This is a genomic window from Dolichospermum sp. UHCC 0259 (assembly GCF_009711935.1).
In the GTDB taxonomy this organism is placed as follows: Bacteria; Cyanobacteriota; Cyanobacteriia; order Cyanobacteriales; family Nostocaceae; genus Dolichospermum.
In genome coordinates, this window is the sequence record NZ_VIKX01000230.1 from 1 (window position 1) to 20,519 (window position 20,519).

Here is a 20,519-nt window from a genome sequence, read left to right on the forward strand (position 1 = left end):
TTTATTTTTTTCAAAATGAGAATTGCTGTTAAAGTAATAATGGCTAACGCAACAATTACTACAAAAGGGCAAGTAACTATACCTAAAGAAATTAGGGATTATCTAAATTTAGGTACAGGAAGTAAAGTTGATTTTGTCATTGATGAAAATGGCATAGTTAAACTTATTCCCCTCAATATACCTATTCAAAAATTATCTGGAATTTTGCACAGAAAAGGCATGAAAGCTATAACTTTGGAAGAAATAGAAGAAATAATTGGTGAGGCTGCAAGTGATTGGACTTGATACAAATATTATAGAAGATAAGTAGGTAAACCGAAAAATTTAAAGGTATGTGACGAAATGTAAATTCAATGAATGCCTTACAAATAGGTTGTTTTACGGGTTTCACAAAACTAAACATATATTGGTTTTATTATGTTTACCTACTTATATGAAAATACACAATGAACATTAACTAAATTTGGGTTTAGCTAATGACAATTAGACTAATTGAACGAGAAATAAAAATTAAATTTCCTCCTGACTAAGCAGCGTGATTATAAAATCAGAATTAATGACATCTAAAGGCAAAAAAGGAGAGTCAACAGGAAACATCTGAATAGATAATTTAGTTTCCGTACTAGCAGCGCGAACAGCTTTTAAATAACAATCAGAAAATAGTTCTAAATAATAAGGTTTGAGACTAGGACTATCCTCCAATAAAGATTCAATTTGATAAAACTGTTCCCAAATTGTCCTCACCCAACTAGAAGAACGTTTTTCAGATTGATATTGGTACTTGAGTAAGTGCATGAGTAAAACTATGAGTCGGTTTTTAAGTTCACGTCTTTTCTCTTTCCCCATGTCCTCTATTTCTTCAATCAAATGCTCAAAATCAACGTGATCTAATTGATGATTACGCAATAACTTAGCTGTCGTTTCTAGCCATAAACAATAATCCTGATTATAAAGATAACTACTCAAGGATGTAGATTGTAAATTGGTAGTCATAAAAATAGCCTTATTTACTGCTATTACTTAAGTCTATCACATTAATTAATAAAACCAGGAGACTTTAACGCCACCCGGTTTATTCTTGTAGGGACATAGCACTGCTATGTCCTAATTTATGACTGAAAAAGATTAAACTTTAGCAGCCGCTCTCATTACCAAATCGCCTTTAGCATACTTAGCAGCGTAATCTTCTAAAGAAACTTGCTTAATCTTGCTTGCATTACCAGCAGTACCGAACTGTACATAACGGTCAGCACAAACCTTTTGCATATATTTAATAGAAGGCTTGAGGAAGTGACGAGGATCAAATTCCTTGGGATTAGAAGCCAAAGCTTCACGCACAGCCGCAGTAATAGCCAAGCGGTTATCGGTGTCAATATTCACCTTACGCACACCACTCTTGATACCTTTTTGGATTTCTTCCACAGGTACACCGTAGGTTTCAGGAATAGCACCACCATATTGGTTAATGAGTGCCAATAAATCTTCAGGTACAGAAGAAGAACCGTGCATTACCAAGTGGGTGTTAGGTAAACGGCGGTGAATTTCTTCAATGCGGCTAATAGCCAAAATTTCACCTGTAGGCTTACGGGTAAACTTGTAAGCACCATGACTTGTACCGATAGCAACAGCCAAAGCATCTACTTGAGTTGCTTCTACGAAGTCAACAGCTTCATCGGGGTCAGTTAATAGTTGAGAATGGTCTAGTGTACCTTCAAAACCGTGACCATCTTCAGCTTCACCAGCACCGGTTTCTAGAGAACCCAAACAACCCAATTCACCCTCAACGCTGACACCCAAAGAGTGAGCAACGTTGACAACTTCGCTAGTAACTCTAACGTTATACTCAAAGCTGGCAGGAGTTTTAGCGTCAGCTTCCAAAGAACCATCCATCATCACACTGGTGAAGTTGTTCTTGATAGCTGAATAGCAGGTAGAAGGGGCATTACCATGATCTTGGTGCATGACAATGGGAACCTGAGGATAGGTTTCTACCGCAGCCAAAATCAGGTGACGGAGGAAGTTTTCCCCAGCATAGTTACGAGCGCCGCGAGAAGCTTGCAAAATTACGGGGCTATCTGTTTCAACCGCCGCTTTCATGATTGCCTGAATCTGCTCTAAATTGTTAACGTTAAAAGCAGGGATGCCATAACCGTTTTCCGCAGCGTGATCCAAAAGCAACCGCATTGGTACAAGCGCCATATATAATCCTCCTAATTTGGGTATCAGCTAGTCAATTTAATAGAAGCGTAATCTTTATTTTAATGTAATTTTTACGCTAATCTTAAGATTTCTTTCAACTTACAGAAAATTATAACTACTAGCGGGTGCTTTTGTTGAGAAACTTTGCAAGCTGATATTCTCAATTTATGTATTTTTGTGTATAGTTAGAAACTAAGTGTTAGACTGTGCGTTTACAGTGCGATCGCATTTTGCCATAAATTAACTTTAAGCGATCGCATCTATGATTCAATAATTACCCATAAAGCTGTTGTAATAAGTGAAGCTGGTTAATAGCTGCAAGATTATTAATGGGTGAAGTATCACTGACAACAATCACAGTCTACCCATCTCCCGCAAATTCTTGATGTCTTGTTCAAAATCCTCTACTCCGTAATGAACAGGGATTTGATAACTTGCGAGTAAATGTTGAAATGCTATACGATTCATACCAGCAAAGCGACTAGCTTGAGCAAGAGTTAACTTTTCTTTTTGAAACAGCATAATCGCAATTTCTCGTTTCATTTTCTCTTCATTCATGCGACTTGTGGTTAGTATTTCATTAGGAATAACTACACTCATATTTATAATCCTCTGAACCATTATAGCAGTATGCACTTGAATGAGATACAGTCATAAGCCCATATTGTTCATATTACTACCGCCATAATGACGCGAATCACTATTGAACAACTCAGTATAAAAACCCTTTTTGGATTTGTGGTGTTTATCCTTCTATGATTTTTATCTCTTCTGCTGTTAATTCGTAAAGTTGATAAACTAACTGATCTATTTCTGTTTCTAATCCGGTTGTATCTGCTTTTGGATCTGATTTTTTAGCAGTGAGAATTTGATTAACTATTTTTTCTAATAACAATTCTTCAGTTTCCGTAGGTTCTTTAATGGGTAACATTTCTATTTTATACTTTTTCCATCTATTTGTACCCATTCCCGTAGTAGTTGAAATTTGGTTAAAATACCATTCTGATAGTTTTGAATTTAAAATTGCTAACAAATACTTGAGTTTTTCACCTGTCATTAAAAATGTAGTAGCTTCAGCATAATAGTTAGAGTCGTCAAAAGCAAATTTAGGTTGATCAGAAATTTCACCCCAAACAATTTTAGGTTTATTAAAATCTTCTAAATAAGCACAGTTTCTTAAATTTGTCCAATCTTTACCCTTATCTTGTCTTTGTTTAATTTGAGGAAGAAAAGAAATTAAATAATTATAAATAGATGGATAATTTTCTTTAACTTTTATTCTCTCGATGTTATTTTTTGCTACTCCATTATGTGCATTAATTAGATAAAATCCAGAAAATTCATAACTATATCTTTTTAAATCTCTACCTCTTAAAATTGGCTGAATTATTTCAGCAGAATTAGAACTTTCAGTAATTAATTGATGTTTAGTTTCCTCATCGATAATAAAAGCTGCATTTAGTCCAGTAAGTAAACCTCTATTAATATTAATATCAAGTTCTTTTAAAAGCTTAGAAGATTGCTCTATTTTTTGTTTCAAACTTACAGTTTCTTTATTACTTATAATCCATTCTGATGTATTAGGTATTGTAAATTGAAAATAGTTTTTATCAAAATACTCATCTAATGAAGAACCAATCAGATAATTATTCGTTAAACTAGCAACATTAAAAAATTCATTAACCTTATCTTTTTTCAGGACTATAATATTTGATTCTACAGTAGCTTCCTCAAAAATTTGCATATCTTCAATATTTAATAAAGTCTGAGGTTGCATATTTTCAATTAAATATTTTTTCAGTAAATCACCATAAATAGTTTTTAACCAAGAATTAGAAGTAATGTAAGTTAAAAATCCTGCTTTTCTTAACAAACAACTTCCTTTTTCGTAAAACAAGCAATAAATATCTGAACCCTTTGTATAAGTTTGATAATTATTTTCAAAATAAGCAGTTTGAGATTTTTCTTTAATTTTAGATAGTGAAATATAAGGAGGATTACCAATAATGACATCAAAACCGATAAAATCACCTTCATCATTCAACACTTCAGGAAATTCAAACCGCCATTCAAAAGCATTTTGATAAATTTTACCACTTTTTTTATATTCAATCTCAGCATTAAGTTCATTAATTTCTTGTTCTAACTTTTCTTGCTTTTGTTGACGATTTTTTGCTTCTGCTTTACTTTCTGCAAATAATGATTTTTGATCTCGTAAATGACGAAGTTCTGCAACTTTTTGATTTCGCTTTTCTATATTTGGATCATTGCTACTAATTTCTGTGCTTATATTACCCTTGATATCATTAATTAACTTCTCCATTTCCTGTTTTTTATCTTTGTTATCAGAGTGGAGATAGGTTTTTATCGCATTTCTATAACTTTCGATGTTCCAATCACTTTTTTTCAAAATCGTTCGTAAATCCCAATTTAAAGGAAAGCGACTGATTAAAGAATTTCCAGGTTTAATATTAATATCAATATTTGGTAGAGTTTCTAATTCTTGATAATTACTAACAGATGTATAATAAGCATTCTTTAAAAGCTCAATCCACAAACGTAGCCGACAAATTTTTACTGAATTGGGATTTATATCTACACCAAATAAACAATTTTCAATAATTGTCTGTTTTTCATGAAAAAGAGTTTCTTGTATGCGTCTACTTTCTGGATTTTTAGGATTATATGTGAAAAATTTTCCGTCATCATCTGTAATAATTAACTCATCATTTTCAATTTTTACATCATAATCTCTTAAAGTTTTTCCCTGTCTATCAAGTAAAACTTTCAAGTCGCTTTTAATAGTAATAATTTCATTTAAAGCTGAAACCAAAAAATGTCCAGAACCTACTGCTGGATCACAAATTTTTAAGCTATTAATAATCTGATTAGCTTCTTTTTTATCTGTAATTTTATCATATAATTCATCAATATTTGTACAGTTCCAACCTTTAATTTCCTTGAATTTCTGTAAAACTGCTCTGCGAATAGTTTTCCGACACATATACATAGTAATAAAGCCAGGAGTGAAGAAAGAACCATCTTTGTAACCGTTAATTTTCTCAAAAATCAAACCTAAAACAGCAGCATTAATTAAAGTTTTATTTTCTTCTTGGATTTCTTCTGTACCTTCACTGCTAAAATCGTAAGCATCAAGAAATACAAAAATATATTCTAGTGCTTTTAATTTTCCTGTACGTATATTACCATTATCTTTAAGAACTGTTTTATTAAAAATAGAAAGTTTCTCATCATTGATTAAATTACTAATAACTATGGTTTTATGTTCAATTTCTGATACTTCAAACAAAGAACTATTCAAATAAGGAATATTAGCAACAAGATTTTTTATATGTTCGTCTCTTGATTCTGGTTTACGAGATAAAACACCAAAAAATAACCGATTGAGATTACCAAAATCTTGAATTTTGGCTAAATTGAGAAATGCAAAAGATTTATCACCTTGATGATAATTAATTAATTGGGATTCTAATAGTTTCAAAAACAGAATGCGATTAATCCAAGTAATAGCTAATTCTAAACTAACATTAAAAAGTCTCTCTTCGCTATTTTCTCCAAATTGTTCTGAGTTTTCTAATCTGTCAATTTTGCGTAATTCTTGCAAACGAGTGATAGTATTTTCAATTAATGAACCCTGTTCTCTTTCATTAATTGATTTACGCTGAATTAATTTTTTACTACCTTCTTTAATTTCCGTTAAACCAATGATGTGTAGTAATTCACCATAAAAGTTTTTATTCAAACTATTGCTATCATTAATAACAGGTAGTTTCAATAAATGCTGTGGTGAAAATAGTTTAAATAAAGGAATCAGTTTTTGATCATTTTCAGAATTTTGATTAATTAAATACTGTTCATAATCTCTAATATCAAAATGTGTAAAAACTAATTGATTTTGAATTTCATCTATTGCAGGTTGAGCAATTTCTTTATAAAAAAAGTCTGTGCGAGAATTAGATAGACGTTTTTCTTCAAAATCAGTAAATTGCTTGACTAATTGTTTATTCTGAGCAAAAAAATTGTCAAAAACTACTGCATCAAAAATGAACCATTCATAAATATTAGTAGCAATTAAATATTTAATGTCTGGATTTTTGTTTGTAATCCGTTCTCGTAAAAAGTATAAAACTAATTGTTGTAATGCTTTAGTATTTACATTATCAACTTTGAGCATTTCATTATTATTTACCTTTTTAGCTTCTAAAATCACCCCAACACTGCTTTTAGTATCTTTGCCATTATAAATTACGAGGTCATTACTGGCTTTAATATTGATCAAGTAATCAGCACCGTAATAGGTATTTTTGAAAAAATCAGTAAGAATATTTTTATGAAATTCCTCTCTTTCATTTTCATCAATTTGATTAAGTAGTGTAATCAGATTCTTTTTAAATATCTCAAAATCATTTCTAATTGGTTTAATTCTCAGAAATGCTTTGTTTAATCCTTGTCTAGGTTTAATTTTGTTGTTAATCATATTGAATTACCAAAAATTACAATTTTATTATTAATATTCAGTCGGTTAAGTAAATGTAGGTTGGGTTGAGCGATAGTGAAACCCAACATTACCAAAGATTTAGTTGGGTTTCGTTTCTCAACCCAACCTTGTATCTTAGAGGTATGTTAGCGATCGCTCTAATTTTTATGGTAAAAAGTTTAAATTTTTGGGTCAATATGTTTGTGTCCCATCAATTTTGTCCCAAAAATTATCGCTAATGATATTGACAAATCCATCCTCCTTAACGAATGAAACAGCCCTGGGGTTGGGAGTGGGGTTCTTATACCTCATAATAACGGGCAGTGCTGTAAAAACAATATAGAGTGGGTAATGCCCACCCTACAGTATTATTCCATCACCTGTGCAGATTTCTGTTTATCTAACTTGAGCATCAACACACCCAAAGGAGGTAAACACAAATCTAAGGAATAAGGACGATTGTGCAAAGACCAATCATCAGTCCACTTACCACCTAAATTGCCCATATTACTACCGCCATACTGACGAGCATCACTATTGAACAACTCAGTATAAAAGCCTTTTTCAGGAACACCAATGCGATAATGAGAATAGGGTTGAGGTGTAAAGTTACAAACCACAATCATAAAATCGTCAGAATTCTTGTCACGACGGACAAAAGAAACTACACTATGGCGGTTGTCAGTACAATCAATCCACTCAAACCCTGCTTGGTCAAAATCTTGAGTATATAAAGTTGGTTCAGAACGGTAAAAATGGTTCAGAGACTGGAAAAAATCTTTCAACTGTCGGTGTGGTTCAAACTGTAAAAGATGCCATTCCAAATCAGCCCAAGCATTCCACTCACTCCACTGTCCAAATTCCATGCTCATAAACATGGTTTTCTTGCCGGGATGAGCGAACATATAAGCAAATAAACAACGGATATTAGCTAATTTCTGCCATTCATCACCGGGCATTTTACCGATCATATTACTCTTACCATGCACGATTTCATCATGGGAGAGAGCTAACATGAAGTTCTCGCTGTGGTTATACCACATACTAAAAGTAATATTGTTTTGATGGAACTGGCGAAACCAAGGGTCCATGCTGAAGTAGTCCAGCATATCGTGCATCCAGCCCATATTCCACTTTAAGTTAAAGCCCAATCCGCCTGTATAGGTAGGCCAAGATACCATTGGCCAAGATGTGGACTCTTCCGCAATGGAAAGCACACCGGGATAATAACCAAACAATAAGCTATTAACTTGACGTAAAAAATCTGCCGCTTCTAAATTTTCTCGACCACCGTATTCGTTAGTCAACCATTCTCCTGGTTTCCGGCAGTAGTCAAGGTAGAGCATAGAAGCTACAGCATCCACACGGATTCCGTCAATGTGGTATTTATCAAACCAAAACAGGGCATTAGCTACCAAGAAATTACGGACTTCATGGCGATTGTAATTAAATACTAAAGTCCCCCATTCTTTATGTTCACCTTTGCGAGGATCAGAGTGTTCATATAAGTGGCTACCATCAAAGAAGGCTAAACCATGTCCATCTTTGGGGAAGTGGCCGGGAACCCAGTCTACAATTACGCCAATACCATTTTTATGGCATTCGTCCACAAAATACATGAAGTCTTCGGGTGTACCAAAGCGGGATGTGGGAGCATAGTAACCTGTTACTTGATAACCCCAGGAACCATCAAAGGGATGTTCAGCAATTGGTAAGAGTTCTAAATGGGTATATCCTAATTTCTTGACGTAGGGAATGAGTTTATCAGCTAGTTCCCGATAAGTCAGAAACCGCGCACCGGGTTTTAGTTCAGAAACGACAACGACAGATTCTGTTTCCCCACTGGGTAATTTGGCAGGTTCAGCACTAGCAGTATGTAACCAAGAGCCTAAATGCACTTCATATACGGAGATAGGTTGGCTCAAAGGGTCACTATGTCGCCGCTTTTCCATCCAGTCTTCGTCATTCCAGGTATAGGAATTTAAGTCGGTAACAATAGATGCTGTTTTTGGGCGTGGTTCTTGTTGGAAACCGTAGGGATCGGATTTTTCGTAAATATGTCCTTCAAAATTTTTAATTTCGTATTTGTAATGTTCACCCACACCTATTTCGGGAATAAATAATTCCCAAACACCTGTGTGTCCTTTCCGCATTTGGTGTTTGCGTCCATCCCACAGGTTAAAATCTCCTAATAGGGAAACGTTGCGGGCATTGGGGGCCCAAACGGCAAAGTAAACCCCTTTGACACCATCTACTTCTGTTGTGTGCGCTCCTAATTTTTCGTAAATGCGGTGATGGTTGCCTTCACTAAATAAATGTAGATCAAATTCTGTTAAGTGGGCAGAACGGAAAGCGTAGGGATCATTAACTACCCGCTCATGTTCTCCTTCTTTAATGCGTAACTGATAATTTTTCAGTTCTTTAGTTTCAATGGTGCATTCAAAAAAATGAGGATGATGCACTGTGTCCATTGGGTATTCTTTGCGTTCCTCTGGAACTACTACATAAGCAGCGCTGGCATTTGGGAGGTAGGCTCGCACAGCCCATACAGTTTTACCATTTTGCTCTATCAGATGAGAACCCAGAATTTCAAAGGGATCGTGATGTTGATTCCCAACAATGCGATTAACCTGTTCGGGGGCGACTGTGGTTGTGGACATGAAACTACCTATGTGATATATGGGGATTAACTAAATCTACTTTTTAACATCTATTCATATTCTCGCATCTTTGTCGCCACTGTCAGTTGTTAGTTGTTAGTTGTCAGTTGTCAGTTGTCAGTTGTCAGTTGCAAAAGAATATTTCTCTCCCTGTTCCTTGTTCCCTGTTCCCTGTTCCCTCTCGCCTAATTAAATACTTAAAAATGGGAAAAGTTGTAATAATGTTTTGCGTAGTTGCAGCAAAAATACTTTATCGCGGATACCGGAAGCTAAACGTGGTGGTGGACTTATTTGGATTTGTGCTTGCAATTCGGCGTATTCTGCGGGCGTGAGGATTCTGCCATCAATGGGCGATCGCGCTGCTAGAATAATCTCTGTTCGCAATATCTCTTCTGGTATATCTGCCTGTGGTGGTAATGCCATCACTACTTTACTACTATGACCACTGAACCCGACTAAAATGCTCGTAGTAACGCTCAAAATAACCAGCAATATCCTTTTCATCTTAACTCCTGATTGGGCGCAGACCCTGCGCCCCTACATTCTCAAGTCCTGGTGGCAATGGTTCACCACATAACTGGTGGATATTGATAATTCGTTCAAAAATCAGTGGATATGCCTGACGATAATCAGGAATGAGTGCTAAAGGACTCAATAAAGCGGCTGCTGCAATATCAGCTATGCTCAAACGGCTACCCACTAAATAATCATCTTTTTGCCAATACATAGACAATAATAACAACGCATTAGCGAGTCTTTTTTTAGCTAATTTAACGGTAGTATCATCAATACCATATTGTTGTCTAACTACTTTAATCACCATTTGACTAAATAGTGATGGGTCAATTACCTTACCTTCACTAGCACGAAATTGATAATATACAAATCTAGTAGCTGTGCCTATACTTTCATCTAACCAATCTTCTAACATCGCAGCTTGAGCTTGCTGTTCTGAATTGGGTAGAAACAAACTAGGTTCGGGTTGATAGCTTTCTAAAAATTTAAAAATTTCCGTAGAGTCGCCAATAGCTTGGGGTTGTTCGACAATTTGGGGTAAAAGCACAGGTAATGTTGTCAATCCAGTTAAGGGCTTTACCCTCAAGATGTGCAAACCTGGAGTCAGATTTTCAGTTTGATAACTAATTCCTTTATAACCCAATGCCAATCTGGCTTTGCGACAATAATGAGATGTACTAAATTGCAGTAACAGCATACATTGAGATTAATTTGGTTACTGACAAAACAAATATAAAAAAATCAGACTGGGCGAGAACTGAATCTAGCCCAGAAGCAAAACCTGATGAATGTTCGTCTTTTTTTACTTAACTTAACACCGTTAGGCAGTTGAATCTTTATTCTTTAATCTACAAATTAGCTTAACTTTCTCAGTAGAGTTTTGTAGAAAATAATTGTTAAAGATGTCAACTACCCAGGAAAGGTTAATACTTTACCCTATATTAAGGGGTTTTAGGAGTAGCCGCAGGAGATGTTGTGGCATCAGGAGATGTGGTCGCTGCGGGAGATGTTGTGGCATCAGGAGATGTTGTTGCTGCGGGGGTAGCACCAGTATCTGCTGGTTCGCCACCTGTTGTTGCTGCTGGAGAACTGGTAGTACCTGCTGGTTCACCACCACCCTCACAAGCTCCAAGCATGGTAGCCATACTTAACATTAGAGCCAAACCAAAAATTCTTGTCTTCATAACTCCTCTTTCACCAATTATGGCAATAAAATCTTTCACCTGTTGAATAAGATACCTTATTTATTGATTTTTTTTAAGGGCTTTCTGATTACATATTTCAACGCATTCTTTCTTGTAACATTCTTGTAGATTATATGTAATACAAATAGGGCGTAATTAACGGTTAGAATGGTCTCGATTCTTGCCCTAAAAAGAGTGAGATTGAAAACTTAGACGTTTCCTTTTTTTGTAACTTTGGGCAAAATCTAATTAAGTCAAAAATAAAGTATTTATTATCAAAAAAATCATGGTTTTTGAACGTAAATCAGCAGTTTCCGCAAAAAATACCTGGTTATGGGGCAATTCTCCTGCTTCATTGAATAAGCGACGTTCTCGAAATTTGAATCAAAAAAACCAGAGTTCCTCCCGATTACAGAGTGAAGCGATCGCCGTTAAATCGTCTAGTCCCCGGAATGCTTGGCTGAATTTCTTAGGTTCTCGCAGAAATAAAACAGCTATTCGCACCGCAAATTTAGACACGGGTAAACAACAACCTACTGATATTAATAGACCATCAAATAGTGCTGTTCATAGGATGAGCAACACTCCAACCTTGCCTGAATGGTTACTGCGTATGTATATGGTCAATCGCTATTCGTCAGTTCTAGCATTTTTATTAGTGGTAGCAACATTAATAGTTTATGGTTGGACTGTATATTCACAAGAGCTTTGGAGTGATTCTTACCGTAAGCTACAAAGCTTACAACGTCATGAGCGACAGTTAAATACTGCTAATGCGACACTAACTAGCAAAATGGCACAGGAAGCGGAACAGCCCGGTACGGAACTGGTATCACCAACTTCTAAGGGGACAATTTTCTTACCACCAACATCCAATAGTTATCCCCAGTCATCATTCTCAACTTCTCAACCAGAACCGCAACCAGAACCCCCTTCTCCATTAGGATATTAAAAGAATGGGTAATTGGTAATGGGTAATTGGTGATTGGTAAATAATTTTCTTCCTCCTGACAACTGACCACTGACAACTGACCACTGACTCATGCTAAAGTTATCACTGAAAACACAATTTAGAAATCTACGTAATTTAGAATTCAGACGCAAACGAAAGTTTTCTAGACAGACTGAATCAAAAAATATTGAGCCAAAAACACCGGAAATTCCACCTAACATTAAATTACGACTGTTTGCTGTCTGGGGTGTGTTAATGGTTGCTATGGTAGGTTTGGCATTTAACTTATATCAATTACAAATTGTTCAGGGAAAAAAGCTGACTAAGAGGGCGCGAAATCAGCAAATGGTGAATGTACGCCCTTATATGCCTCGTCGTCCGGTAGTGGATCGGGGTAATAACATATTGGCTATTGATCGTCCTGTTTATACTGTATATAGTCATCCTAAGTTATTCGATCTATCCCAGGAAGAAATCGCGGAGAAAATCGCGCCAATTATCGGTAAAGAAAAGGCTGATCTGGTCAAAACATTCCAAAGTAAACGGAGTGGAATTTTACTAGCTTCTGGGGTCTCTGAAGATATTACTGATAAGTTAATCTCACTGCGTTTGAATGGGTTTGAGTTTATTCAAAAATACTCCCGATTTTATCCCCAAGATGATTTGGTAGCGGATGTGGTGGGTTATGTTAATCTTGACCGTCGTGGTCAAGCTGGTGTGGAATATAGTCAGGAGAAGTTGCTAGAACGTTCTGGACAAACAGTGCGGATGAGTAAGTCGGGAAATGGGTCGTTGATGCCGAATTATATGACCGAGGGATTTCTGAATTCTGATGATTTAAAAATGCAATTGACTATTGATAGTCGTGTACAACGGGTAGCCCGTGCAGCCTTAAAAGAACAGATGACTAAATTTAGTGCCAAACGGGGCGCAGTGATTGTCATGGATGCAGTAGATGGTTCTTTATTGGCTTTGGTTTCTCAGCCTACCTATAATCCGAATAAATATGCTAAGTCTGATATTTCTTTGTTCAAAAATTGGACTGTGGCTGATCTTTATGAACCGGGATCAACTTTTAAGCCAGTGAATGTGGCGATCGCTCTAGAAAATGGTGCAATCAAACCAGATGACACCTTTGAAGATCCTGGTTCTATTAAAATCGGTACACATACTATCAAAAATGCCGAAAGAACTGGTTATCGCCGATTAACTATTTCTGAGATTTTACAAACTTCTAGTAATATTGGTATGGTCAGAATGATTCAACGAATAAAACCATCCATATACTACAACTGGCTAGAACGTTTAGGGTTAGGACAAAAAGTTGAGACAGATTTACCCTTTGAAGTTAGTGGTCAATTAAAAAGTCAAGAACAATTTATTTCTTCAGCCATTGAACCAGCTACCACATCTTTTGGACAAGGGTTTTCTCTGACTCCATTACAACTGGTACAACTTAGTGGTGCATTAGCTAATGGGGGTAAATTAGTCACACCTCATGTAGTCCGAGGACTAATTGATACTAAGGGCGGAATGCACTATTCACGTACTCTTCCAGAACCAAGACAAATTTTCTCAGCTACAACCACCCAAAAGGTTGTGGAAATGATGGAAACAGTAGTCAGTTCCGGTACTGGTAAAGCAGCCAGAATTTCAGGATATCGGATTGGTGGCAAAACAGGAACCGCGCAAAAAGCTAGTCCTAATGGTGGATATATTAAAGGTGCCAGAATTACCAGTTTTGTCGCTATTTTACCTGTAGAATCTCCCCGTTATGTGGTGTTTGCAGTTGTGGATGAACCAAAGGGAGAAAATGCCTATGGTTCTACTGTAGCTGCACCAATTGTGAAAACTGTAATGGAATCACTAATTCCTATTGAACAAATTCCACCTAGTCAGGAAAAGGTAGGTAATTAGTCATTGGTAATTGGTAATTGGTAATTGGTAATCTAAAATCCAAAGTTGCCATAAGTTTCTTTGAGAGTGGATTCAATTGAACTGGAATTTTTGAATAACTTAATTAACTCATGAGATTTTGTTTTTTTCTCAGATAAAATTACTTTCAGTGGGGTTAAAAATTCCAGATCAGGATCATCTTTAAGGGCAATTTCAGCAACTTGTAAAAGTTTCTGAGAGTTAGCAAAAATGTCTTCATTCTCAAAGCCTGATTTTGCCGAAATTTGGTGTAAATCAGCATCAGGTATAATTGCTCTACCAGGTAAAGTTTCATCTAAGATTAAACCTTTTAATAAAGCTAATAAACCTGCATAAATAGCGAAATTATCACAACTGTCACAAGCTTTAAATTCTATTCGTCCTACTTCTGAAGGAATGCGGGCAATTTTTGTTAATGAGGGAACACTTTTAATTAATTCTTCTGTTTTATCCAAAAAAACTAATGTTGCGGATCTTTTTCCCGTTCTGATAAATGTTCTCACTGATAAACCTGCCCATAAATCACCATTGTAAAAAGGAGAACTATAACTAAAAGGAATGATGTAAGGGCTGTAATAAGTTAACTTTTTACCAATATCAATTAACTTTTCCGTAGACAAATTTGCTAAAGAAATATTCAAATCTGGTCCATAGGAAACCATATAAATATGAGCAGTTTGTTCATCTGGATAAGCTTGTAATTGGCTAAGTTCAAAATCATTTAATGGAGGTTGTGGTTTAAATACGCAAGTATAGGGGTTAAAGCTGGCTAAAACTGGCGAAAAACCAAAACTTGCAGCAACATCACTCAGTAAAATAAAACTTGCGGTTAATTCATCAATTGCTCCTTGAATAGTAGAGTGGATAGTTGTTCTAATTTCGATGCCTTTAGCTACACAGTCAATTACCTCTTCAGAGTCGCTAAATCTTTCAAATCCTTCAATATACCAACGCTTTTTCTTAATCCCAGCATCACCAACTCTTAATTGTGGGTAGTCAGTAGGATAGATAGGTAATTTGTCAACAATTTGCTGAAAATCTGCAAATTTTGTATTATGGAAATCCGCAAACTTTCCTTGATGATTGAGAAACGCAACTTCATGTTCAATACCAAAGCAGAACATACTTTATACCTAATTTAATGATAAATATAATCAATTATATCTATATTTTATGTCGTTGTGAATCAATGCTGCTGAGTTCATGCTAAAAAGTAGTTATATCGTAGGTTGAGTTGACGCAAGGAAACCCAAAAAAATCTTCCTCATGTTGGGTTAAGAGTCGCTCAAATCAAGCTAAATTCACTTTATTTTTGCTAGTTAAATGTACAGAAGTTTAATTATTTTCAAGATAATTTAATATTGACTAATAAAAATTACAAGGCGTGAGTTTTTATGACAACTACTGCTCAAACTCCTTATAGTAGCGAACAAATTATTGCTTGGTTACGTGGATTACTGACCATTGCTTGGGCTGATGGTAACTTTGATACGCAAGAACAGGAATTAATTACTAATCTTACCAAAGATGAATTAGCCCCTTCCATTGACTGGGATTCTTTAGAGATAATTGAACCAGATGAATTAGCGGCTATATTAGGTAAAGGTACACCTGTAGCGGAAAATTTCTTGCGGACAGCGGTAATGGTAGCGATCGCTGATGGTATATACTCACCTAGTGAAGATGACCTGCTTCAGCAATTGTGTCAAAAATTAGAACTGCAAGAGAGTTTACTCACAGCCCTACGTCATACCTTAGAAGATACCGCACAAACAACTGATTTCCCCTCTACTGGACTTCAAGCCCCAAACCCAGACGCTTTAACTCCCTTGCGTCAATGGTTAGACGGTTTAGATATTCAAGACCCCAGAGTAGCGAAATTTTTGTGTAAGATGATTCCTTCCCAATGTCCATTTGAAAGAGATGTCACCTTATTTGGCCGGAAAATAGTTCATATTCCGCCCCTATGCAAAATTAACCCCCTTTATGAACAAATGGTAGGTTTACGCTTCCGCGCCCTTTCCTACCTAGCAGATGACTGTGGGGAAGATGTTACACCTTATATTTAAATTAGTTGTTAGTCATTGGTCATTGGTCATTGGTCATTGGTCATTAGTTGCTAGTTAGGTGAGATAATGGGGCGTGGAAGGTTTCAGGAATTAAGAGTATATCAACTGTCAGAAAAATTGGCTGATGATATTTGGAAAATCGTTAACCAATGGGAGTCATTACCGCAAAATACATTGGGTAAACAGATTATTCGTTCAGCAGATAGCATTGGTGCGAACATAGCGGAAGGTGTAGGCAGAGGGAGTTATCAAGACAATCGGCGATTTATTAGAATAGCACGAGGGTCATTATATGAGACTCAACATTGGCTAAGAAGAGCATATAGCCGTAACCTCTTAAAAGAGGAACAAGTAAACACACTAAAAGTTATCATCAATGACTTAGCACCCCAATTAAACGCCTATCTAAACTCAATTGGTAAACTTCCAAACGAAGAATAACCAATAACTAATGACCAATAACTAATGACTAATGACTAAATTATGCAATTTATAGACCAATCAGTAATTGAAGTAGAAGCAGGTAACGGAGGCGATGGTATTGTCGCTTTTCGGAGAGAAAAATATGTCCCAGCAGGTGGTCCATCTGGTGGAAATGGCGGCAGAGGTGGTTCAGTAATTTTTGTGGGTGATAGCAACCTGCAAACCTTGTTAGATTTTCGATACAAGCATTTATTTAAAGCCCAAAACGGAGAACGTGGCGGTCCAAATAATTGCACTGGCGCAGGTGGAAAAGATTTAATTGTTGAAGTTCCTTGTGGTACTTCTGTATATGATGCTGTAACGAGTGTTTTACTATGCGATATAGTTGAACCTGGACAAAGTTTTCAGGTTGCTAAAGGTGGTAAAGGTGGGCTAGGAAATCAACATTTTTTGAGTAACAGTAACCGCGTTCCTGAATATGCACTTCCTGGGTTGGAAGGGGAAAAGAAAGTATTGCGTTTAGAGTTGAAATTGTTAGCAGAAGTGGGAATTATTGGTTTACCAAATGCGGGAAAATCAACTTTAATTTCTTCTTTGTCTGCCGCACGTCCAAAAATCGCTGATTATCCGTTTACTACCTTAATTCCTAATTTGGGTGTAGTCAAAAAACCCACAGGTGATGGTACAGTTTTCGCTGATATTCCCGGCTTAATTGAAGGTGCTTCTCATGGTGCCGGTTTAGGTCATGATTTCTTGCGTCACATTGAACGGACAAGGGTTTTATTACACTTAATTGATGCGACAAGTGAAGATGTCATTGCTGATTTTCACACTATTCAAGAAGAACTTAAAGCCTATGGAAGAGGTTTAGCTAAACGTCCGCAAATTTTAGCATTAAATAAAATAGATGCTGTTGATAGAGAAACTGTTGATTTGGAGGCTTTAGCTACTCAATTAAATCATCTGGCTTTAGCACCGGTGTTCATAATTTCTGCCGTAACTCGCACTGGTTTAGATCCAATGATGCAGGAAATTTGGCGGATTTTAGATGAAATTAATGAGTTAGAAAACCAGGAAGTTGCAGTTGAATTGATAAGTTGATTTTTGTTACATGATTTAAAACCTAGATTTATAGGGGTTTAGTTCATGCTTTACCCCTACCTACCCGCTTACATCAAATAATTAAGTCGTGTTGAGTATAGTTGATAAAATTATCATTAAAAACTGCATGGATTTTGAGAACATACTTGAGCAAATTCTCACAATTAATCCAACTTTTCAGGGTTTTTTCTATTAATTGCCCATTCTACCTGTCGTAAAATCCCTCGTAACATTGCCACTTCCGTAGTTTGTAAATAAGCACGATTATATAAATGGCGAAATTTTTCCATCCGACTAGCTGCGGTGTGGGGATAAATATAACCAATAGAAAGCAATAAAGATTCTAATTGTTGATAGTATCCCTCCATCACATCTAATGGGGCAATTTCTGAATCGGGGATATTTTCATCCATTAATATGCTTGTAGCTTGTGATAATTCATAACAACAAATAGAAACCGCTGTAGCTAAATTCAAAGATGGATATTCGGAATTGGTAGGAATAAAAACTAATTTGTGGGCATAATTTAATTCTTCATTAGTTAATCCTCTATCTTCTCTACCAAAAATTAAAGCTACAGGCTTTTCTACTTCTGCTAATAACCAGGGTAAAGCGGTATGAGGGGTTTCTAGGGGGAGTTCTCCACTGTATTCCCGTCCCATAGTAGCAACGGCACGGACACAGCCCTGTAAGGCTTGTGGTAATGTGTCTACTATGATTGCAGATTCTAGAATATCTTTACCATGAACTGCCATTTTTAAGGCATCATCTGATGTGCGATCGCATTGAGGATTGACTAATATTAGTTTAGATAAGCCAAAATTTTTCATCACCCTGGCCACCGAACCGACATTTAATGGTCCTGCTGGTTCTACTAAGACGATAATTACGTTGTTGTAACTGGTTTTTATATCAATATTTTTTGTCATTGAAGAAGTGCTTAAACTACAGTTATCCGTGCATTATGGCTAGATTTAGGTTTTACTCTAATTTCTACATCAATTTCCAAAGCATTGAGAAATTTAAACATTCTTTCTAGAGCAAAACCTTTTGGTTGATCAATTTCTATGGCAAGGATAACTTCTCTCTTTCAGCTTGTCTTTCTTCATTATTCATTTGTAACAACTTGACGGTTGTACGTCCTTCAGCAGTTAAACCAACCAGAAGCAGTTCTGAAAAGGTAAAATGAAAAGCCCATGCTTGAATACGGGGGTTGAATAGAAAGCTAAAATCTCCCGTTTTTGGGTCGAATGAACCTAAATCACTACCTTTATAGCGGTTACAACGCCAACAGGTGAGAGCTAGATTATCAGCATTTGTCTCACCACCATGCTTTTCAGCTATAACGTGGTCAATTTCATGGGAAAAGAAGGCAATTCCTGCGGGTAATAAACAATATTCACATTTATAGTTTGCCCGTTCTTCTACTAAGCGGCGAAGTGCAGCCGGAATGTAGGATGTACTCACAGTTTACTAGTCAAATAAGATAAATTACCAGCTTTAATCATCACAATTAAGTGTTCAATACGTTCATACTCATTCAGTTCTTTTAACTCTCTGGGGTTAATATCACCTGCTTTATTATGTGCCAGTAAAGTACGTAATCTGTCTTGCATTTCCGGTGTGGGTTTAAATTCAGCAATTTGTTGAGGAGTAGGATTACTGGCAAGAAAATTAAGGATATATTGGTAAACTTGTGCTGGTATTGCTGGTTGTTGAAGACTCAAAGCAAGTAGTTCTAGTAGGCGTTCATTGCCTATTTGTGCTATTTGTTGTGATAATTCTTCTGATACTTCTAGAGTAATTTTTGGCATAATGTATATTTTCCAAAATGTGTTATTTTCTATCTTGTAATTGTGCTATGAATTTTGATTTGGAAATAGCTCGAATTAAACTACAGTTATCCGTGCATTATGGCTAGATTTAGGTTTTACTCTAATTTCTACATCAATTTCAAAAGCATTGAGAAATCTAAACATTCTTTCTAGAGAAAACCCTGTAAGTCTTCCTCTCATTAAAGCAGAAACTTTGGGTTGATCAATTCCTAATAATTCAGCCGCTTCAGCTTGGTTGATATGACGTGCGGTGATAGCATTACTAATTTTGCGTGCTAATTCTGCTTTTACTAGCATTTCGTCTGGGTTGGGTAAACCCAAATCAGCAAATATATTACCGCTACTGGTTGTTATTTCAATATTTTCTGTCATAATTATTTCCTTTTCTCTTACCGATAAACTTGGTTATAATGCTGTTTTGCTCTTTCAAGTCTTGCTTCAATTAAATCAATATCTTGCTTAGGTGTAGCAATCCCATGTTTTGATTTTTTCTGGAAAACATGAAGAACATAAACTGCTTTTGGTAGTTTCACCGTATAAATAGCCCGATATGTATCTCCATTAAAATCCTCTACAACCTCTAATACACTCGCTCCTTTAAATCCCTTCAAAGGTTTGGTGTCAGGATGTTTGTCACCAATTTGAGCTAAATACAGAGCATATCCTATTTCCCCTTGTACGTCTTCAGGAAAGTCTTTGAGGTCTTCTAGGGAACTTCCTACCCATTCCAGAGGTTTTATCTGTTCTGTTTCCAATTGCCTTACTTGCATCCTTTATATGCTAAATCTAGCATATTTTATCGGAATAGCTGAATAATTATAGATTTTTACCACTATTAGGAATTTTCAAAACAATTCTGGAATTAGTCTGGCTGTAATTGAATTTAACTTGTAGTCTAATTTTTTAGTATTTCATGATGTACTTTTTCTATTAAAACCACGTTGTGCTTAAAAAAAATTTTCTATTGACAAGCTTGAAGAAAAATGTAATATTCTATACTATAGATAAAATATAGATTCAAAATATTCTTCGCTTTTGGAGTAAAAATGAACACAAAAATAGCTGGAATTACGGTAGCGATTCTAGGAGGAATAGCAGCAATTATTACCTCTTTCAAACCTAGTGGTCTGTCAGTTTTCTATTTGTG

General features: G+C 35.9%; 20 protein-coding genes. 6 read left to right on the plus strand and 14 right to left on the minus strand.

Annotated features, from left to right (window positions below; genetic code table 11):
• Positions 1 to 39: 39 nt before the first annotated feature.
• Positions 40 to 285 (plus strand): AbrB/MazE/SpoVT family DNA-binding domain-containing protein, encoded by a 246-nt coding sequence (locus FJR05_RS19530; protein ID WP_168645679.1) that lies wholly within the window; start codon positions 40 to 42, stop codon positions 283 to 285.
• A gap of 225 nt (positions 286 to 510) precedes the next feature.
• On the opposite strand, the gene FJR05_RS19535 is transcribed toward FJR05_RS19530, so the two are convergent.
• The 8 genes from FJR05_RS19535 to FJR05_RS19575 form a co-directional block, all read right to left on the minus strand.
• Positions 511 to 993 (minus strand): DUF29 domain-containing protein, encoded by a 483-nt coding sequence (locus FJR05_RS19535; RefSeq protein ID WP_168645660.1) that lies wholly within the window; start codon positions 991 to 993, stop codon positions 511 to 513.
• A gap of 132 nt (positions 994 to 1,125) precedes the next feature.
• Positions 1,126 to 2,199 (minus strand): class II fructose-bisphosphate aldolase, encoded by a 1,074-nt coding sequence (gene fba, locus FJR05_RS19540; RefSeq protein ID WP_168645661.1) that lies wholly within the window; start codon positions 2,197 to 2,199, stop codon positions 1,126 to 1,128.
• 354 nt (positions 2,200 to 2,553) lie between these two features.
• Positions 2,554 to 2,799 (minus strand): UPF0175 family protein, encoded by a 246-nt coding sequence (locus tag FJR05_RS19550; RefSeq protein WP_168645662.1) that lies wholly within the window; start codon positions 2,797 to 2,799, stop codon positions 2,554 to 2,556.
• Positions 2,800 to 2,944: 145 nt separating this feature from the next.
• Positions 2,945 to 6,430 (minus strand): Eco57I restriction-modification methylase domain-containing protein, encoded by a 3,486-nt coding sequence (locus FJR05_RS19555; RefSeq protein WP_371416917.1) that lies wholly within the window; start codon positions 6,428 to 6,430, stop codon positions 2,945 to 2,947.
• A gap of 635 nt (positions 6,431 to 7,065) precedes the next feature.
• Positions 7,066 to 9,357, minus strand: coding sequence for a 1,4-alpha-glucan branching enzyme (glgB, locus tag FJR05_RS19560; protein WP_168645664.1), 2,292 nt, complete (start codon positions 9,355 to 9,357; stop codon positions 7,066 to 7,068).
• Between the two features lie 189 nt (positions 9,358 to 9,546).
• On the minus strand, positions 9,547 to 9,861 hold the full coding sequence (locus tag FJR05_RS19565; protein ID WP_168645665.1) for a hypothetical protein: 315 nt from the start codon (positions 9,859 to 9,861) through the stop codon (positions 9,547 to 9,549).
• Position 9,862: 1 nt separating this feature from the next.
• Positions 9,863 to 10,570 (minus strand): glutathione S-transferase, encoded by a 708-nt coding sequence (locus tag FJR05_RS19570; RefSeq protein ID WP_168645666.1) that lies wholly within the window; start codon positions 10,568 to 10,570, stop codon positions 9,863 to 9,865.
• Positions 10,571 to 10,814: 244 nt separating this feature from the next.
• Positions 10,815 to 11,057: a hypothetical protein gene (locus tag FJR05_RS19575; RefSeq protein WP_168645667.1), complete on the minus strand. Its 243-nt coding sequence runs from the start codon at positions 11,055 to 11,057 to the stop codon at positions 10,815 to 10,817.
• Between the two features lie 286 nt (positions 11,058 to 11,343).
• Between FJR05_RS19575 and FJR05_RS19580 the strand changes: the two genes are divergently transcribed.
• Together FJR05_RS19580 and FJR05_RS19585 are read left to right on the plus strand one after the other, a co-directional pair.
• Positions 11,344 to 12,009 carry a hypothetical protein gene (locus tag FJR05_RS19580; protein WP_168645668.1) on the plus strand — a complete coding sequence of 222 codons (666 nt, stop codon included), beginning with the start codon at positions 11,344 to 11,346 and terminating at the stop codon, positions 12,007 to 12,009.
• Positions 12,010 to 12,099: 90 nt separating this feature from the next.
• Complete coding sequence (locus tag FJR05_RS19585; protein WP_168645669.1) at positions 12,100 to 13,926, plus strand: penicillin-binding protein 2; 1,827 nt, start codon at positions 12,100 to 12,102, stop codon at positions 13,924 to 13,926.
• Positions 13,927 to 13,958: 32 nt separating this feature from the next.
• On the opposite strand, the gene FJR05_RS19590 is transcribed toward FJR05_RS19585, so the two are convergent.
• Entirely contained in the window at positions 13,959 to 15,068 is a 1,110-nt protein-coding gene (locus FJR05_RS19590; protein WP_168645670.1) for a glutamate--cysteine ligase, read from the minus strand.
• A 270-nt stretch (positions 15,069 to 15,338) separates the two neighbouring features.
• Here FJR05_RS19590 and FJR05_RS19595 point away from each other — a divergent pair, with 270 nt between their 5' ends.
• From FJR05_RS19595 to obgE, 3 genes are all read left to right on the plus strand, one after another.
• The gene (locus FJR05_RS19595; protein ID WP_168645671.1) at positions 15,339 to 16,013 is read left to right on the plus strand and encodes a Mo-dependent nitrogenase C-terminal domain-containing protein; all 675 of its coding nucleotides are present in this window, start codon (positions 15,339 to 15,341) and stop codon (positions 16,011 to 16,013) included.
• A gap of 66 nt (positions 16,014 to 16,079) precedes the next feature.
• Positions 16,080 to 16,454 (plus strand): four helix bundle protein, encoded by a 375-nt coding sequence (locus FJR05_RS19600; RefSeq protein WP_168645672.1) that lies wholly within the window; start codon positions 16,080 to 16,082, stop codon positions 16,452 to 16,454.
• Between the two features lie 42 nt (positions 16,455 to 16,496).
• Positions 16,497 to 17,537, plus strand: coding sequence for a GTPase ObgE (gene obgE, locus FJR05_RS19605; protein WP_168645673.1), 1,041 nt, complete (start codon positions 16,497 to 16,499; stop codon positions 17,535 to 17,537).
• A gap of 164 nt (positions 17,538 to 17,701) precedes the next feature.
• Here the strand turns inward: obgE and FJR05_RS19610 are convergent, their stop codons facing one another.
• The 5 genes from FJR05_RS19610 to FJR05_RS19635 form a co-directional block, all read right to left on the minus strand.
• Complete coding sequence (locus FJR05_RS19610; RefSeq protein WP_168645674.1) at positions 17,702 to 18,466, minus strand: RNA methyltransferase; 765 nt, start codon at positions 18,464 to 18,466, stop codon at positions 17,702 to 17,704.
• Positions 18,467 to 18,602: 136 nt separating this feature from the next.
• On the minus strand, positions 18,603 to 19,004 hold the full coding sequence (locus FJR05_RS19620) for an HNH endonuclease signature motif containing protein (protein WP_168645675.1): 402 nt from the start codon (positions 19,002 to 19,004) through the stop codon (positions 18,603 to 18,605).
• Positions 19,001 to 19,351 carry a hypothetical protein gene (locus FJR05_RS19625; protein WP_168645676.1) on the minus strand — a complete coding sequence of 117 codons (351 nt, stop codon included), beginning with the start codon at positions 19,349 to 19,351 and terminating at the stop codon, positions 19,001 to 19,003. The genes FJR05_RS19620 and FJR05_RS19625 overlap by 4 nt, the downstream gene beginning before the upstream one ends.
• 75 nt (positions 19,352 to 19,426) lie before the next feature.
• Positions 19,427 to 19,744: a helix-turn-helix domain-containing protein gene (locus FJR05_RS19630; RefSeq protein ID WP_168645677.1), complete on the minus strand. Its 318-nt coding sequence runs from the start codon at positions 19,742 to 19,744 to the stop codon at positions 19,427 to 19,429.
• Positions 19,745 to 19,761: 17 nt separating this feature from the next.
• A complete protein-coding gene (locus FJR05_RS19635; RefSeq protein WP_168645678.1) occupies positions 19,762 to 20,142 on the minus strand; it encodes a type II toxin-antitoxin system RelE/ParE family toxin in 381 nt (126 codons plus the stop codon).
• Between the last annotated feature and the right edge of the window lie 377 nt (positions 20,143 to 20,519).